At 62.4% G+C, this 13,891-nt stretch carries 26 protein-coding genes; 23 read left to right on the top strand and 3 right to left on the bottom strand.

All coding sequences use genetic code 11. The annotated features are described in order from the left end of the window. Nucleotides 1–96 precede the first annotated feature (96 nt). From SJY41_RS20145 to SJY41_RS20135, 3 genes are all read right to left on the bottom strand, one after another. Complete coding sequence (locus SJY41_RS20145) at nucleotides 97–555, bottom strand: hypothetical protein (protein WP_380778038.1); 459 nt, start codon at nucleotides 553–555, stop codon at nucleotides 97–99. A gap of 172 nt (nucleotides 556–727) precedes the next feature. Continuing rightward, on the bottom strand, nucleotides 728–1,666 hold the full coding sequence (locus SJY41_RS20140; RefSeq protein WP_380784019.1) for a DNA cytosine methyltransferase: 939 nt from the start codon (nucleotides 1,664–1,666) through the stop codon (nucleotides 728–730). 307 nt (nucleotides 1,667–1,973) lie between these two features. After that, nucleotides 1,974–2,186 (bottom strand): hypothetical protein, encoded by a 213-nt coding sequence (locus SJY41_RS20135; RefSeq protein WP_380783999.1) that lies wholly within the window; start codon nucleotides 2,184–2,186, stop codon nucleotides 1,974–1,976. 99 nt (nucleotides 2,187–2,285) lie between these two features. Between SJY41_RS20135 and SJY41_RS20130 the strand changes: the two genes are divergently transcribed. The 23 genes from SJY41_RS20130 (at nucleotide 2,286) to SJY41_RS20020 (ending at nucleotide 13,880) form a co-directional block, all read left to right on the top strand. Beyond that, complete coding sequence (locus SJY41_RS20130; RefSeq protein ID WP_380778035.1) at nucleotides 2,286–2,996, top strand: helix-turn-helix transcriptional regulator; 711 nt, start codon at nucleotides 2,286–2,288, stop codon at nucleotides 2,994–2,996. Nucleotides 2,997–3,299: 303 nt separating this feature from the next. Beyond that, entirely contained in the window at nucleotides 3,300–3,626 is a 327-nt protein-coding gene (locus SJY41_RS20125; protein ID WP_380778034.1) for a hypothetical protein, read from the top strand. Next, a complete protein-coding gene (locus SJY41_RS20120) occupies nucleotides 3,623–4,012 on the top strand; it encodes an HIRAN domain-containing protein (protein WP_380778032.1) in 390 nt (129 codons plus the stop codon). The genes SJY41_RS20125 and SJY41_RS20120 overlap by 4 nt, the downstream gene beginning before the upstream one ends. 104 nt (nucleotides 4,013–4,116) lie before the next feature. After that, nucleotides 4,117–4,890 (top strand): hypothetical protein, encoded by a 774-nt coding sequence (locus tag SJY41_RS20115; protein WP_380778030.1) that lies wholly within the window; start codon nucleotides 4,117–4,119, stop codon nucleotides 4,888–4,890. Beyond that, the gene (locus SJY41_RS20110) at nucleotides 4,887–5,120 is read left to right on the top strand and encodes a hypothetical protein (protein WP_380778028.1); all 234 of its coding nucleotides are present in this window, start codon (nucleotides 4,887–4,889) and stop codon (nucleotides 5,118–5,120) included. Before SJY41_RS20115 ends, SJY41_RS20110 begins: the two co-directional genes overlap by 4 nt. Then, nucleotides 5,117–5,272 (top strand): hypothetical protein, encoded by a 156-nt coding sequence (locus tag SJY41_RS20105; RefSeq protein ID WP_380778026.1) that lies wholly within the window; start codon nucleotides 5,117–5,119, stop codon nucleotides 5,270–5,272. The genes SJY41_RS20110 and SJY41_RS20105 overlap by 4 nt, the downstream gene beginning before the upstream one ends. Beyond that, a complete protein-coding gene (locus SJY41_RS20100; RefSeq protein ID WP_380778024.1) occupies nucleotides 5,269–5,460 on the top strand; it encodes a hypothetical protein in 192 nt (63 codons plus the stop codon). The genes SJY41_RS20105 and SJY41_RS20100 overlap by 4 nt, the downstream gene beginning before the upstream one ends. Continuing rightward, nucleotides 5,457–5,732, top strand: coding sequence for a hypothetical protein (locus SJY41_RS20095; protein WP_380778023.1), 276 nt, complete (start codon nucleotides 5,457–5,459; stop codon nucleotides 5,730–5,732). The genes SJY41_RS20100 and SJY41_RS20095 overlap by 4 nt, the downstream gene beginning before the upstream one ends. Continuing rightward, nucleotides 5,729–5,929 carry a hypothetical protein gene (locus SJY41_RS20090; protein WP_380778021.1) on the top strand — a complete coding sequence of 67 codons (201 nt, stop codon included), beginning with the start codon at nucleotides 5,729–5,731 and terminating at the stop codon, nucleotides 5,927–5,929. Before SJY41_RS20095 ends, SJY41_RS20090 begins: the two co-directional genes overlap by 4 nt. A gap of 1 nt (nucleotide 5,930) precedes the next feature. Next, nucleotides 5,931–6,182, top strand: a complete 252-nt coding sequence (locus tag SJY41_RS20085; RefSeq protein ID WP_380778019.1) for a hypothetical protein — start codon at nucleotides 5,931–5,933, stop codon at nucleotides 6,180–6,182. After that, complete coding sequence (locus SJY41_RS20080) at nucleotides 6,176–6,493, top strand: hypothetical protein (protein WP_380778018.1); 318 nt, start codon at nucleotides 6,176–6,178, stop codon at nucleotides 6,491–6,493. The genes SJY41_RS20085 and SJY41_RS20080 overlap by 7 nt, the downstream gene beginning before the upstream one ends. Further along, the gene (locus tag SJY41_RS20075) at nucleotides 6,490–6,651 is read left to right on the top strand and encodes a hypothetical protein (protein ID WP_380778016.1); all 162 of its coding nucleotides are present in this window, start codon (nucleotides 6,490–6,492) and stop codon (nucleotides 6,649–6,651) included. The genes SJY41_RS20080 and SJY41_RS20075 overlap by 4 nt, the downstream gene beginning before the upstream one ends. Beyond that, nucleotides 6,648–6,917 (top strand): hypothetical protein, encoded by a 270-nt coding sequence (locus SJY41_RS20070; RefSeq protein ID WP_380778014.1) that lies wholly within the window; start codon nucleotides 6,648–6,650, stop codon nucleotides 6,915–6,917. Before SJY41_RS20075 ends, SJY41_RS20070 begins: the two co-directional genes overlap by 4 nt. Then, nucleotides 6,914–7,639: a YqaJ viral recombinase family protein gene (locus SJY41_RS20065; RefSeq protein WP_380783998.1), complete on the top strand. Its 726-nt coding sequence runs from the start codon at nucleotides 6,914–6,916 to the stop codon at nucleotides 7,637–7,639. The genes SJY41_RS20070 and SJY41_RS20065 overlap by 4 nt, the downstream gene beginning before the upstream one ends. Beyond that, nucleotides 7,636–8,127, top strand: coding sequence for an HNH endonuclease (locus SJY41_RS20060; protein WP_380783997.1), 492 nt, complete (start codon nucleotides 7,636–7,638; stop codon nucleotides 8,125–8,127). The genes SJY41_RS20065 and SJY41_RS20060 overlap by 4 nt, the downstream gene beginning before the upstream one ends. Beyond that, nucleotides 8,127–8,840: a hypothetical protein gene (locus SJY41_RS20055; protein WP_380783996.1), complete on the top strand. Its 714-nt coding sequence runs from the start codon at nucleotides 8,127–8,129 to the stop codon at nucleotides 8,838–8,840. Before SJY41_RS20060 ends, SJY41_RS20055 begins: the two co-directional genes overlap by 1 nt. Then, nucleotides 8,837–9,166, top strand: coding sequence for a hypothetical protein (locus SJY41_RS20050; RefSeq protein WP_380778008.1), 330 nt, complete (start codon nucleotides 8,837–8,839; stop codon nucleotides 9,164–9,166). Before SJY41_RS20055 ends, SJY41_RS20050 begins: the two co-directional genes overlap by 4 nt. Beyond that, nucleotides 9,163–9,702, top strand: a complete 540-nt coding sequence (locus SJY41_RS20045; RefSeq protein ID WP_380783995.1) for a hypothetical protein — start codon at nucleotides 9,163–9,165, stop codon at nucleotides 9,700–9,702. Before SJY41_RS20050 ends, SJY41_RS20045 begins: the two co-directional genes overlap by 4 nt. Further along, nucleotides 9,699–9,971: a hypothetical protein gene (locus tag SJY41_RS20040; protein ID WP_380783993.1), complete on the top strand. Its 273-nt coding sequence runs from the start codon at nucleotides 9,699–9,701 to the stop codon at nucleotides 9,969–9,971. The genes SJY41_RS20045 and SJY41_RS20040 overlap by 4 nt, the downstream gene beginning before the upstream one ends. 186 nt (nucleotides 9,972–10,157) lie before the next feature. Continuing rightward, nucleotides 10,158–11,267, top strand: coding sequence for a tyrosine-type recombinase/integrase (locus SJY41_RS20035; RefSeq protein WP_380783991.1), 1,110 nt, complete (start codon nucleotides 10,158–10,160; stop codon nucleotides 11,265–11,267). A gap of 211 nt (nucleotides 11,268–11,478) precedes the next feature. Next, nucleotides 11,479–12,675: an MFS transporter gene (locus SJY41_RS20030; protein WP_380783989.1), complete on the top strand. Its 1,197-nt coding sequence runs from the start codon at nucleotides 11,479–11,481 to the stop codon at nucleotides 12,673–12,675. A gap of 292 nt (nucleotides 12,676–12,967) precedes the next feature. Then, entirely contained in the window at nucleotides 12,968–13,627 is a 660-nt protein-coding gene (locus SJY41_RS20025) for a hydrolase (protein ID WP_380783987.1), read from the top strand. A gap of 4 nt (nucleotides 13,628–13,631) precedes the next feature. Next, entirely contained in the window at nucleotides 13,632–13,880 is a 249-nt protein-coding gene (locus SJY41_RS20020) for a XapX domain-containing protein (protein WP_380783986.1), read from the top strand. The last annotated feature ends 11 nt before the right edge of the window (nucleotides 13,881–13,891 follow it).

The raw sequence follows: 13,891 nt of genomic DNA, 5'->3' as shown, positions 1-13,891 counted from the left end.
CGCAATCGCTGCAGGTGCGCTTGTTCTGGCAATCCCAGCAGACGCCGCAGCGGTTGCTACCATGCAGAACCACGTCGCAGGTTGTGCATGTGCGCTTCATGATGCGCGCGCCTGGCTGGAGAACGGCAGGAACTCAGCAATGATGATGTCTGCTGCTGCAGTCGCCGGCGCTTCCTCAGTATGATCGATACGACGATCGGCAGCAAAGCCCATGAACGTGCCGAGCGCCTGCATAGCAGCGACAGCACTCTCCAGCGGGCAGTCGGCCTCCAGCTCGTCGGTAGGCGTTGCGGAATAACCGATCGTTGCCATGATCGCTGCGACTGCGGGCTTGCCAATGACGACTGCGATCGAGAGGGCCACCGATAACGGGGGCTCTTTGTCCTCAACCCGATAGGCCTTAATGCGGCGTGGCTTAATACCGGACGCGGCACCGAGCGCTTCGTCGGTCCAACCGCCAAGCTGCGCCGCCCGTAGAACCGATTTGAATACACATTGGACGCGATCAGGGCTGACAATGCCGACGTCGTCCGCAGAATTGTTGTGCTGCGTCATTTAGAAGCACTCCTATGAATTGTACGGATCGCCCCTTCGCCACCCTCACCGCGCCCATCCTGAGCGTCGCGTTCGCAGGGGCTTGGGGTGGACCGCGCGAGGATCGGGCCCAGTACGAAACCGGTGATCACGCTGGCGGGGAGCCAGATGGCGAGGATGGTGGTGAGGGTGTTCATGCTGCGATGGCCTGCACCGGAGTGCCATCGAGATGACCGATTACGGCTTCGATGAACCCCGTCGCGACTTCGGCATTAATTGCATTGCCGTAACCGCGCAGTCGTCCCACACGGGCGGGAGCCCCATGAGCCAGCGGGAATGTGCCGGGTTCAACTGGCCGCCACTTTCCATCTCGGCATCCGAGCCAGTCAGCATCTCTCCAGAAGCCGTTAGTCGGTGCGGACCTGTCATTTTCGCGGATTGCGTCAGCGATTGGCCGGTCATCCCCGGAGTTATGCCCGTACCCGCCCGTTCGCCGTCCGAAGCTGCTGGTGTCGACCAGCCCGCAAGTGGAGCCGAGCGCGGCAGGTCGCGTGGGTTCGTCCCGTTGCCCGCTGAGTTCCGATGGTCGCGAACCACTGGCGTGTGCCAGCCCGCTAGGTGTGTCGCCATTGCGGTCAGGGTGTCGAACGTGCCCCGGCCCCATCGAGCCCCCGAGGATTCCCCATCCTCCGTACGAGGCGTCGGCCACCCCGCGAGCGTCGCGACCGCAGGAAGTAACATCGACCCCGAGCCTGGCCGGTTCACTACCGCGAAGTCCGGCCCTGCCTGTTTCGCCATCGGCGTGGGCCGTCCAGAACGCTCGGTCGCGGATGTTCGGAGAGCCGAAGCCCGCAGCCGGGAGCGGCGTACACCCGAAGGCGTAACCCATTCCTTCCACGTCAGCTTGTACAAGGTCGAGCCAAGGATCGACGTTGCTGCTCGCAACCTGCTCGCCAATGATGTCGACAGGGCCGCACTGCTCGACGAGCCACTGCCAAGCGGGCCAAAGGTGCCGCTCGTCACCAAACCCGCCTCCTTTGCCTGCCGCGCTGAAAGGTTGGCATGGGCAGGAACCGGTCCAGACCGGTCGATCGTCGGGCCAACCGGCGCGGCGCAGGGCGTAGGACCACACTCCAATTCCGGCGAAGAAATGGCACTGAACATATCCAGAAAGCTCATCTGGTCTAACATCGCGGATATCCCTTTCATCGACGATGCCGGGTGCAATGTGACCAGCGGCTATGAGTTCGCGCAGCCATGCCGCAGCGAAGGGGTCGATCTCGTTGTAGTAGGCACCCTGCCCACTCACTTCCCAAACACCCGAACAGCAACCCGCTCAGTCGGCGAGGTGTGCAGGTTGATCATGGGACCGTTGCGGATGGCGCAGACGATGGGGGTGGACTCGAGGATTGTGGCCTTGGTGGGGGTGCTAAGGCGCTTCATGCCGCAGCCTGCACGTCGGTGGGCTGGTAGGACGCCATGAAGTCGCGCACTTTGGCCTCGGTCTCAGGCCAGACCCGCCTGCCCTTCTGCAGCTGGTTGACGAAATGGGGGTCGCGCAGAGCCTTTCGGCCAAACGTGAACGGCGACATCTCGTGATCTTCGATGAAGGTCGAGATTGCGTCGACCAGCGGGAGGGTTTCGGTCTGCATGAACAGGAACGTAGTGTAGGATGCGTCCCACCGTCAAGCAATAACTGTGGGACTCGTCCCAGCATTCCCGTCGATCTACATTTGTGGGATGAAACCCACATGAATGACGACAGTTCAACCCCGTTGCAGATAGCTATCCGAGATGCTGTTGCGGCGTCCGGACGGACGCGTGACGCGAACGATCAGCTTCTCAAGAAGGAGCTCAACACGACCGGTAAGCCGCTTTGGGATATCGAGCGCGGCAAAAGTAAAAAGCCGGGCGTTGATACGTTGAGAGCGATTGAGCGTGTGCTTGGATTGCGGGAAGAGCAGCTTGTGGGCATCGTTTTTCCGCGGACGGCTCCAGCGGCGCAACCCCGACAAGAGCCTGATCAACCGCCGATGCGCAAAGCCGATGACGGCACCGTCAGCCTCAAAGTCGTCGACCTAAACCTGGCGATGGGCGACGGCGGGAACCTCGACGACTGGGCCGACGAGGAATCGGTCGAGTTCGATTTGAACCTGCTGCGCTCGATCACACGATCGCCTGCCGCTCGGGTCATCGTCGTGCGTCCGCGCGGCGACAGCATGTTCCCGACGTTGCTGAACGGTGACTGGGTGCTGATCGACACGACGCAGCGCACACTGAACCTGGACGATAAGATATGGGCATGCAGCGTCTACGGCGCCGGTGCGGTCAAACGGCTAAAGGCTATCGGCAAGGGCAAGGTCGAGGTGCGCTCCGATAACCCGATCGCAGGGAATCGGGAGGTAGACGCTGGCGACTTGATCATTCTTGGCCGGGTGATTTGGATAGGGCGGGAAGCATAATGCCGGCACCTACCGGCATACTTTCTGACGAAGAAGTGACCGAGGTAGCTAATGCTATCAATCAAAGAGCTAAGGACCCTTCCGACCCCTGCCCGAATTGCGGCAAGGTTCCCTCGGAGGTGGTCAATAGAATCGGCGTCGCGACCTTTGGTGTTTACCCAGGTCAAGCCGCAGCTGGCCTCCCTGTCGTGTCGACAGTGTGTACCCAGTGCGGATTCTATAGGCAGTTTGCGGCAATGGAATTGGGGCTAAGCTTTGCAGATGAATTGAAAACCCTGTTAGAGGGTAAAGGCGCGGTTCCGAATGGCTGAGTATGGCAAAGTCTACACGTTTCCTAGAGGTGGGAAGGCTGGTCCCTTGCATGGCGACGATGGAGGGAGCACATCAGGGCCTATGGACCCGTGGCAGAACAGCGTTGAGACTCGCCTTACCAGTTTGGATACGCGTTTAGGCAAGATCGAGCCTAACGTCAGTGATATTAAAACTGACGTCGCCGTGCTTAAGGCAACCGTCGCGACAAAAACCGATTTGACGACTCTGGGCGATAAGCTGTTGCTGAAGATGCAGATATACCTTGGGCTGGTCGCTGCTCTAGTTGTCGTCGCAACGGCAGTTTCTAAATTGGGGTGAGGCCTCTTAGCCTAGCTATCGTCGGCATAGATTACCCGAACAAGCGCGGCCCGGCCCGCCGCTTCGAGCTTGAGATATGCCGCCCCGGCGAGCCGATCGAGCTGCGGCCAGAACCGAACAACCCGCACGACGAGCACGCCATAGCCGTGTTCTCCTGCCGCGGTATTCAGCTCGGCTACCTCGCCTCCGAGCGCGCCGTGCTTATCGGCACCCTGCGTCGACAGGGTCACGAGGCCGCAGCCATTTTCCAAGCGCTAGAGCCTAAGGTCGGCTGGATCCGCGTGGCATTCGACAGTGAAGAGCCGGTGCTTCCCGCTCCGAAGCCACACGCGCCCGAACCAGGCGCAGATGGCTTTTGGCCGGACCCGGTCTGGGACGACGATTGAGGAAAGTGGGATAGGTCCCACATTTAGCGCTTGACGCCGTAGGATGCGTCCCACATAACACCTCCAACGACAGCGACATTCGGTCGCGTCGATTTGGAGGCGTTATGTCCCAGACCATTACCGCACCGACGCCGATGTTCGCGATCGGTGAGACTGTTTACGTTGCAAGCGTCGAGCGTCAGACTGAGAAGCTGCCGTGCCCCGATTGCTTGGGCGCGAAGAAGTGGGCGGTCCTCTCGCCTGCTGGCGGCGAGTTCACAACCGACTGCCCGCGCTGCTCTAAGAGCTACTACGGTAACCGAGACCTTCCCTCGCTCGACGTTGAGCATTGGGCTGGCAAGGCACTCGCTCGCACGCTTACCGGCATGGAATTGCACGTAGGCCAAGCCGTCAAATATCGCTCCAGCATCAGCGGCAGTTCGTCGTGGATCGTTCGCGAGAGCGAAGCGTGGCGGACCGAAGCGGAAGCGCAGGCTATCGCGGATAGCAAGGCGGCTGAAAAGAACACCGAGGCCGCTGAGAAGCCGGAAGTCCTGAACGCTCGCCACTTCGCCGATCTGACGCTGGACGAAGGCAAGTGGGACGCGTTCAAGAACGGCGTCTGGAACACGCAGTACCATGCCTCGAACATTGTCGCGAAAGTTCGGGAGGCCGTCGAAGGCGAGGACGGCGAGGAAGCGCCGAACAACACAGAGGCACTGGAGAATCTGCGCGAGGCTCTTGGCTGTGATTTCAAGTACCACGTCGAGAACCTTCCCTTTACGCCGCTCGTCACCGCCGCGCTCGCTAGCGAGGACCCAGTCGTGAAGGCTGCTGCTGACGCGCTGCCGGACGCCATGAAGGCGCTGATGACGCGTGCATGGGAGTCGGTCGCATGAACGCCCCCGCCAACATCATCCGCTTCCCCGCCCCGCAGCACGACCTACCCATGTCGGTAGTGACGCAAGCCGCGCTGGCCCTTCCCCCTCTCCAGCAGATCGAGCTGATCCGGCTCCTGACCGGCGAGTTCTCGTACAGCTACGGCGCCGACGAGATCGACCGCGGCATCGACATGATCCTGATCGACATTCGGGATGAAGCTGAGCTGGCGTTGGGTGTGCGGTCGTGAGCGCCATGCTCCCCGCCAGCGAGGCGATGTATTTCCACCGCGAGCCTGTGCGCCACATCGTGCAGTTCCAGGAGCGCGAACGGCTGGCCCGGATCGATCGCAACTCGCGTGACGCTATCCGTAGCGCGCGGTTCTGGGGTTTCGGGTCGTGAGCGCTGCAGCAATCGCCTCGTTCGCCCCGACCGGTTGGGCAAACCCTGACCTCGGCCGCGCGTACTTCGCCGTCGAGGCCGCGCTGAAAGAGCAGGCGCAACCCGCTGAGTCCCCCATCACCGAAGCCCTCTCGCGTGCCCTTGCCGCGATCGAAGAGGCTGACTGCGAAGTGGAGAAGTATTCGTGACGCACGCGCATCCCATCAACGCCGCAACCGTCGAGGTGAAGTGTCAGCGTTGCAAGCAGCCGTTCATGGCGCGGGTCGCCGATCGTAAGCGCGGCTGGGGCAAGTTCTGCTCCAAGTCCTGCAAGGCAATCAAGCAGACACAGCGGACTGGACGCGGCGCCCCTCAGGAGCACGCCGCCGGTAGCCTTCGAGCACTCGGGTACAACGAGCCGGGTTCCTATGCCGATTATCTGGAGAGCGTTCACCCGTTCAGTGACGAGGCGTTCTCGTGACCGCCTTCTTCACCGCCACCCCGCAGCGTTTCGCAAACCCTGACGACTACGAGGACGCATCCGTGCTGATCGCCAGCATCGAGGCGGCGCTGTCGGACCCGACCTACGCCACTCGTCGTGCTGCTGGGCAGGCGATGATCGACCTTTCCTTCGACGCGCACCGTGATGCTGCGTTGGCAAAGCTGGGGTATATTTAACATGGAAAACCCACCCGCATTCCCGATCCCCGATGTTCGCACGCACGACGGGTTCGGTATCAGCGAAGGCTCGCCTGGCATGACTTTGCGCGACTGGTTCGCCGGTCAAGCGCTCGCCGGTTTGCTCTCCAACCACGCTGTTTCCAATCAAGACAGTTGGGAACCCGACCCACGCCAGTCGAGCGCGAGCAACGCCTATCGGTACGCCGACGCCATGCTCCGCGCCCGCACCCAGGAGCCCACCCCATGCTGACCGATACACCACTCTGTGTTGCTGACGTGCTGGAGCGCGCGGCTGATCTGATCGAGCCGGAAGGTGCTTGGATACGCGGCTCATTTGTCGGGGAGCGGAACGGCATAGAATGCTTTTGCGCAATGGGTGCCATTGATCGCGCTGCCGGTACCGACCAAGATCTAGACGAGACGGTAATATTCAGCACGCTGCGAAAGGTGATCGGTCGGCAGTCGATCGTAAGCTGGAACGACTCCCCCGAGCGCACCCAGCCCGAGGTGGTCGCCGCCCTCCGTCGCGCCGCCACGCTCGCCCGCGCAGGTGACGCATGATCTGGCAGCACCCCTCCGCCCTGTCGATCCGCGACCGCGACATCGCCCTGATGCCAATCGCCGTCGAGCCCGAGTTCGCCACCCCCCTTCGCACCGCCTGTTTCGCCATCATGGGCGTGACCTTTTTCGCTGCATTGTTCGGGAGTTTGCTTTCGTGATCATCACCCTAGCCGCAGCCCTTTCCTACCAGGCGCACATCAACACCCGGGCAACGCTGCCCGAAGCCTACGACGCCATTCGCAGCGCCGTCACCAGCGAGCGGACGATCGAGGCCGCGTGCAAACAGACGTGGTGCGCGATCCCGACGTCGGTCGGCAAGCTGGTCTTTCAAGGGGCTTACGTCACCGCTGTTTGGCCGCGTCGGACTCTCGTTTCTGCTGGCCCGCGCGCCGCTCCCCTTCCTCGTGTGGAGAACGTCCGTTGAACGCGCCCGCAGCATTCACCAGCTACTCGCCGATCGGGAAGCCGCACATCGTTTGCCATGCCGAGTATGAGCAGGGCTCGGAAGCGTGGCTTCAAGCCAGATGCGGGTTGCTCACTTGCAGCGAGGTCAAGCTGATCCTGACCCCTACGCTCAAGATGGCGAACAATGACAAGACCCGTGCTCACGTTTGGGAGATCGCGGCGCAACGGATCACGCAGCATGTCGAGCCGACCTACATCGGGGATGAAATGTTGCGCGGCCACGAGGACGAGATCCGTGCGCGGCTTGCCTATTCGGAGATGTTCGGCACGGTTTCAGAGTGCGGGTTCATCACGAACAGCCTGCACGGTTTCACGCTCGGGTATTCGCCCGATTGGCTGGTCGGCGACGATGGCCAGGCGGAAGCCAAGTCACGCCGCCAACGGTTCCAGGTGCAGACGATCGTCGACGGCACGCCTGACGAGCATGTCCTGCAGCTGCAATCCGGGCTGGTCGTCACCGAACGCAACTGGATTGATTACGTGTCGTACTCGGGTGGCATGCCGATGGCTGTGATCCGGGTTGAACCTAACGACGCCATGCAAACCGCGATCATCGCGGCCGGCCGCGACTTCGAACAGCGCGTGCAGGACGCCATCGGCACCTACCACAAGCGGCTTGAGGCTGGCGATCTGCGTTGGGTGCCCACCGAGCGTGTCGTCGAGCAGGAGATGCACCTGTGACCGCTCGCGCGCCAGAACGCCTAGAGGACGCATTTCACTATGACCCAGAGGCCGGCGTTCTGACACGTCTGTTTAAGGGCGGGCATCGCCGGGTAGTTGGTTCGAAAAAGGATCACGATGGCTACACGAAGATCGGCTTTAATGGTCGAGAATACGTGGCGCACCGGTTGATCTGGTGGATCGTATACGGCGAACTTCCCGACCGTTTCATTGACCATATCAACGGCTGCAAATCCGATAACCGTCTCTGCAATCTTAGACTTGCAACCGATGGCGAAAACAAATGCAACGTCGGGAAACGTAAGCACAACACGTCAGGATTTAAGGGCGTGACGTGGGACAAAGAAAATCGCCGCTGGCTGGCTAGCGCGACCTTGAAAGGGCGCAGCCATTTTCTTGGCAGGCACCCCACGCCCGAGGCTGCGGCAGAGGCGTATCGAACTTTCGCCAAACAAAATCACGGCTCTTTTTATAGGGAAGTCATCTAATGGATATGTCATCCGTCATCGTTGCCAAGAGCGACCAGTGGAATGCCGACGACTTCGCAGGAGGCGCCCGCACCTTCACGATCGAGGACGTGTCGATCAAGCCTGGAACCGAACAGCCGGTATCGATCAAGCTTGCCGGCTCGGACAAAGTCTTTCGCCCCTGCAAGACCGTCAGCCGCATCCTCGTTGCTGCATGGGGAGCCGATGCCAACGCATACCGCGGTCGGTCGATCGAGCTCTACACCGACCCCGGCGTGACCTGGGGCGGCATGAAGGTCGGCGGTATTCGTGTCTCGCGCATGTCCGACATTGCCGCGCCTCTCGTGATCGCGCTTCAGGAGAAGAAGGGCAGTCGTAAGATGACGACCGTGCAGCCGTTGAAGGTTGTCGCGCCAGCATCCGACGAGCCGACGATCGAGGGTGCCGAACACGCTATCCGCACTGCTGAGACTCCCGACGAGCTGAAGACGATCTGGCTGCACAAGAACATGCGACCGTTCCGCGACAAGCTCCAGACGATCATGGAACAACGCAAAGCCGAGCTCACCCCGGCAAACACGGATACCGCGGATACCGTCGCCATGTTCGATACAGCCACCACACCCGAAGCGATCGAGGCTGCGGACAAAGCTGCGAACGTGCTCAACATCGCAGCGGATCCGGCCATCGTTGAGGCTCGCGAAAGCGCTTGGACGCGAGGGACTGGCCAGTGACGACATCAGAACAGCAAGCGGTGCCGGTTGCGGGGGAGGCGCGACGCGTGGCGTTGGTCGAGCGGATCGGCACCATAGCCGATCTGGCCTGCACGACACCATTGACGGGCGGATTGGGCGACGTGGCCTATGCAGCAGCGTTCCCGGATGGCCTCAAGCCGATCGCCACGTTCCGCACTGACGATCCTGCCGACTTGGAGCGCGCAAAAGCCGTGTTGAGCCGGGAAGCTCTCACGCGGTTCTTTAGCCCCGGTGGCGGTGGAATGTCCGCTTTCACTGACGCTCTCGCCACCTCACGCTCGCAACACGAAGGGGCTGGAAGATGAGGATCGCAAGCCATCATCAGGCAGGGACTGCAGAACATAAGCTGTCGGGACTGCTGACGGGGAACGTCCAGTACACGCCGACTTGCGCGTGGCCGGATGATTGCACGGTCCAGTGGGGCCACGGCATTATCCCAAGCACCCCGTTTTTCGAGGCATTCCCGACCGGCACATTCATCCGCGGCGAAGGTCCGACGATCGCCGACGCCGAGGTGAAGGCGTTCGCACAATTCGAAAGCGAATTTTCGTGTCGCCACCTGTGGGGCCGTCAGCGTCCAGGGCGATCAATCTACCTCAATGGAGCGGGCTGGTGCCGAAAGTGCGGCGCGTTCCGGGGGAAGATGTTCGCCGAGGTCGTGGAGCTTGGTCACTGGAGAAAGCCGGTGACCGTATGGGAGGCTGACTTCCTCCATTCGCTCGAAACCGACGCCGAGATGAACGCGCACATGGACCGCAAGTACCCGGCCGACAGTAAGGCAAGGCGAAAGAACGCGCGAATCCTTCGTCTGAGAATGAACCTGTTTGGAGCCCTGCAATGACGACCACCAACACCGAGGCGGGGGCTTTTGCAGACGTGGCGGCGAAGCTAACGGAAGTGCAGCGCAGGGGTCTTACGAACGCGATCAATTTCGGCGTGGGCTACTGGCTCTGGCCGAACGGGACTGCGCGGGGAGCGATCGCGCTGGGCCTCGGAATGCGGACAGTCGACGGCGTTGCCCTAACTCAGCTTGCACATGACGTCCGCCAGCACCTTGAGCAGGGGGCGACGGCGGGGGTTGTCGGGGGGAAGGAGGCGGCTGGTGGGTGATATCACGTACGCTCACGAACGAGCCAAAACGCCGGCGCAATGGTGCGAACACTTCGCCGCTCGCGACATCGAAATGTCGGAGCGCACCCTACGCGCCAAGGCCCGCAGCACCGGGTCCTATTTTACGCTCGGTAAGGCGATGCTGATTACGCCCGAGCAGATCGATCATATTTTAGAGGATGGCGCATGCCGCTCGAACCCTACCCCCGCGGCAAGACGTGGTGGGTCAAAGGCCGGATCCAGTTCAACGGCCGCGACGTTACCGACTACATCCGCGAAAGCACTGGCGCATCTACAGAAGCTGGCGCGCGGGAATGGATCGCAGAACGGCAGGCGCGGGAAGAGCGCCGCCAGGTCCTAGGCCATGAGGAAGCGGACGAACGCGACTTCACGTTTAACGATGCTGTCGTGCTGTACCCCGCGAACACCGAGACCGCGAAACACCTTATCCCGATCGCGGAGCGGATTGGCTCGCTGCCGATAAAGAAGATCACCGCGAAGATGATCCGCGATCTGGGCGCGTCGCTCTATCCGAAGAACTCCGCGGACACATGGCGCCGCTGGGTGATCGCCCCTGCCCGCGCCGTCATCAACAATGCGAACGAGCTGGGCAGGTGCCCGCCGATCCGGATCACCGGTTACGACAAGGCCGAACGTGTGCGGCAGGATCGCAACCGCGGCAAGGTGAGCCGCAAGCCCAAGGTGCCCGGCGATTGGGCTTGGATAATAGCTTTTCGTGCGAAGGCTTCGAAGCGGCATGGCGCGCTGGCATTGTTCATGTTCACGACCGGCGCACGCGTCGGTCAGGCTGTCGCAATGCATCCGGACGCGCTCGACCTCGACGCCGGCACTGCGATCATTCCCGGTGCGAAAGGCCATGAGGATCGCGTGGTGCAGCTTATGCCCGAGTTAGTCGCGGAACTGCGTTCGCTGCCGGCCAAGTTCCCGCGCGGCTGGGACCGACGCTATCCCGAGAACAAGCGGGTGTTCGGATGGGCGAGCAAGGACGGGCCACGCAAAGGCTGGATCACGGCCTGCACGAAAGCAAAGATCCCCCACCTCCCGCCGCACTCCGCTGGCAGGCATGGCTTCGGGCAGGAAATGCGCGTGCGCCAGGGCGTCGACACCAAGTCGATCGAGAGCGTCGGCGGGTGGTCCGCAAAGGGCGGGATGATCGACAAGATCTACACGCATGCCGAGGACAGCGACTCGAAAATTTTAGAGGCCCTTCGTACAGGCTTCGTACAAGCCAAAGAAAAGACTGGCCTGAAACCCGCAGAAAAGGTAGGTAAATAGCTATGTTGAAAGCTGCCCTCCGAAGGCAGAGGCCACTGGTTCGAATCCAGTCGGGTGCACCATCTTTTTACATCGGTTACCGCTTCCGGAAGGTTGCGGGTCGGCGACGATATGGTCGGTCCGGTGTGCTCCTGAGGTTGACGCCTGCGCTAACCGTCCCGTCGGCAAACAGATGGGTGATGCACGGCGGCGCCCTTGATCGGAATTGGCCATGACGACAAACTTGCCCAACCGGCGTGCGCACGACGCTGCTGGCTATGTACTGCCGACGAGCGTGACGTTCGCGATGGCGGCTGCGGCAGGGATTGCCGTTGCCAACATCTATTATAACCAGCCGATGCTGGGCGTGATCGAGAAGGATCTGCCCGGCCGGCTGTCAGGCCTGATCCCAACGGCCACGCAGCTGGGGTATGCGGCCGGGCTGTTCTTCCTCGTGCCGCTCGGCGATCTGGTCGAGCGCAAACGCCTGATCGTGATCCAGTTCGCGATCCTGGCCGCAGCTTTGGTGGCGACGGCGCTGGCGCCCAGTGCGGGTCTGGTGGTGATCGCGTCGCTGCTCGTCGGCGTCGCGTCGACCGTCGCGCAACAGATCGTCCCGCTGGCAGCCCATCTGTCCGCGCCCGACCGGCGCGGAGCGACCGTCGGGACGGTGATGTCCGGACTGCTGTGCGGGATATTGCTCAGCCGGACGTTGGCAGGCTTCGTCGCTACACATGCGGGGTGGCGCGAGATGTTCTGGCTGGGAGTGCCGATGGCGATCGCCGCGGGTGGGTGGATGGCGTTCAAGCTGCCCCGCAGCCAGCCGACCGCAACCCTGTCCTACGGTGCCCTGCTCCGATCACTCGTCGTGTTATGGCGAGAGTTCGGTGCGCTTCGACTGGCGACGATCACGCAGTCGCTGATCTTCGCCGCGTTCACCGCGTTCTGGACGATCCTCGCGTTTCGGCTTCAGGAGCCGCGTTTCGGATTGGGTGCCGACGTCGCAGGACTGTTCGGTATCGTCGGCGCGGTTGGTATTCTCGCAGCACCGATCGCCGGGCGCTATGCCGATCGCAAGGGTCCGCGCAAGGTGATCGCGCTTGGTGCCGCGCTCACGCTCGTGTCGTGGGTCGTGTTCGGCGTATGGACCTCGATCGCCGGGTTGGTCGTAGGAGTCATCATCCTCGACTTCGCGGTGCAGAGCGCGCTGATCTCCAACCAGCACGTCGTCTATGCGCTGAAACCCGAGGCGCGCGCCCGGCTGAACACCATCTTCATGGGCGGCATGTTCCTGGGCGGGGCGGTCGGCTCGGCAGCGGCGACGCAGGCCTGGGCGGCTGCGGGCTGGTTCGGGGTGACCATCCTCGGCGTCGCGATGACGGCCATTGCGACGATCATACAGTCGGTCAGCGTACTGCAACGCGCCTAACCCCGATCGACCCGGCATCGCGGCCACGCCGGTATTCGCCCGTGGCGGGTGGATACTGGCGAGCGCGCCGATAGCCATGATCGTCGCTGGCGGGCGATCAACGTGGAACCGTCCTCATTGTGTCAGGATCGTCCAAGACCCTTCCAGGTGATGCATTGCACAGGGGTGCCACGGGTCTTCGGCAACGAAGCGCGTCGCATCCATCGAACGAGAGCGTCCCGGTTACGCGAAGCCCGTAGCGGCGGCGGCACCGTGTCTCGACGCTCGCGCTTCGACCCACCGGGAGACACTCATGACCATCACCGCCACCGCAACGCCGGGCACGTCGCTCATCTCGCCGACCGACCACGTGCTGGTCCTGATTGATTTCCAGTCGCAGATGGCGTTCGCGACCAAGTCGATCTCGACCGAGCTCCTTCGCAACAACGCAGCGCTGATCAGCCAAGCGGCGAAGTCGTTCGACGTGCCGGCGATCCTGACGACGGTCGCAGTGGACAGCTTTTCCGGGCCGATGTTCGACGAGATCAAGGCGGCGTTTCCAGGCCAGGCGATGCTCGATCGTACCTCGATGAACACCTGGGAAGATCAGGGCGTGATCGACGAGATCAACCGTATCGGCAAGACGCGGATCGTGTTCGCGGGGCTGTGGACCGGGGTCTGCATCGTCGGCCCGGTGGCGTCGGCGATCGACCAGGGCTTCGACTGCTATTTCATCGCCGATGCGTGCGGCGATATCTCGGTCGAGGCACATGACCGCGCGGTCCAGCGGATGATCCAGCTCGGCGCCAAGCCGATGACCGCGCTCCAGTATCTGCTCGAGCTGCAGCGCGACTGGGCGCGGACCGCAACCTACGATTCCACCACCGGCATCGCGAAGAAATGGGGCGGCGCCTACGGGCTCGGCGTCACCTACGCCAAGACCATGTTCGGCGCGTCCGAAGGCGGGCATTGATCGCGTGCGGCCGTACCTGATCTCGCTCGCCGCCGGCCTGCTGGTCGGCGTGATCTACGCGCTGCTGAAGGTACGGTCGCCGGCCCCGCCGACGATCGCGCTGATCGGGCTCGCCGGCATATTACTCGGCGAACAGGCGGTGCCGCTCGCGAAAAGCCTGTGGGCCAGCCGCGAGAAGGCCGCAGCGATCCGCACGGCCTGCACCAACCATGTGTTCGGCAGGTTGCCCGGCCACCACGACGGCGCGGCGTGAGCATCACCCGA

This window comes from Sphingomonas sp. R86520, from assembly GCF_042466285.1.
Taxonomy (GTDB): Bacteria; Pseudomonadota; Alphaproteobacteria; order Sphingomonadales; family Sphingomonadaceae; genus Sphingomonas.
Note: the sequence above shows the minus strand (reverse complement) of the source record. Positions and strands in the feature narration are given on the sequence as shown.

Excerpts from the sequence above, each read along its gene's own strand:
- SJY41_RS20080 (WP_380778018.1), top strand. The coding sequence starts at position 6,176 with ATGCTGACCGATACACCACTCTGTGTTGCTGACGTGCTGGAGCGCGCG.
- SJY41_RS20035 (WP_380783991.1), top strand. The coding sequence starts at position 10,158 with ATGCCGCTCGAACCCTACCCCCGCGGCAAGACGTGGTGGGTCAAAGGC.
- SJY41_RS20085 (WP_380778019.1), top strand. The coding sequence starts at position 5,931 with ATGGAAAACCCACCCGCATTCCCGATCCCCGATGTTCGCACGCACGAC.
- SJY41_RS20125 (WP_380778034.1), top strand. The coding sequence starts at position 3,300 with ATGGCTGAGTATGGCAAAGTCTACACGTTTCCTAGAGGTGGGAAGGCT.
- SJY41_RS20115 (WP_380778030.1), top strand. The coding sequence starts at position 4,117 with ATGTCCCAGACCATTACCGCACCGACGCCGATGTTCGCGATCGGTGAG.
- SJY41_RS20145 (WP_380778038.1), bottom strand. The coding sequence starts at position 555 with ATGACGCAGCACAACAATTCTGCGGACGACGTCGGCATTGTCAGCCCT.
- SJY41_RS20135 (WP_380783999.1), bottom strand. The coding sequence starts at position 2,186 with ATGCAGACCGAAACCCTCCCGCTGGTCGACGCAATCTCGACCTTCATC.
- SJY41_RS20030 (WP_380783989.1), top strand. The coding sequence starts at position 11,479 with ATGACGACAAACTTGCCCAACCGGCGTGCGCACGACGCTGCTGGCTAT.
- SJY41_RS20130 (WP_380778035.1), top strand. The coding sequence starts at position 2,286 with ATGAATGACGACAGTTCAACCCCGTTGCAGATAGCTATCCGAGATGCT.
- SJY41_RS20075 (WP_380778016.1), top strand. The coding sequence starts at position 6,490 with ATGATCTGGCAGCACCCCTCCGCCCTGTCGATCCGCGACCGCGACATC.
- SJY41_RS20110 (WP_380778028.1), top strand. The coding sequence starts at position 4,887 with ATGAACGCCCCCGCCAACATCATCCGCTTCCCCGCCCCGCAGCACGAC.
- SJY41_RS20055 (WP_380783996.1), top strand. The coding sequence starts at position 8,127 with ATGGATATGTCATCCGTCATCGTTGCCAAGAGCGACCAGTGGAATGCC.
- SJY41_RS20040 (WP_380783993.1), top strand. The coding sequence starts at position 9,699 with ATGACGACCACCAACACCGAGGCGGGGGCTTTTGCAGACGTGGCGGCG.
- SJY41_RS20045 (WP_380783995.1), top strand. The coding sequence starts at position 9,163 with ATGAGGATCGCAAGCCATCATCAGGCAGGGACTGCAGAACATAAGCTG.
- SJY41_RS20025 (WP_380783987.1), top strand. The coding sequence starts at position 12,968 with ATGACCATCACCGCCACCGCAACGCCGGGCACGTCGCTCATCTCGCCG.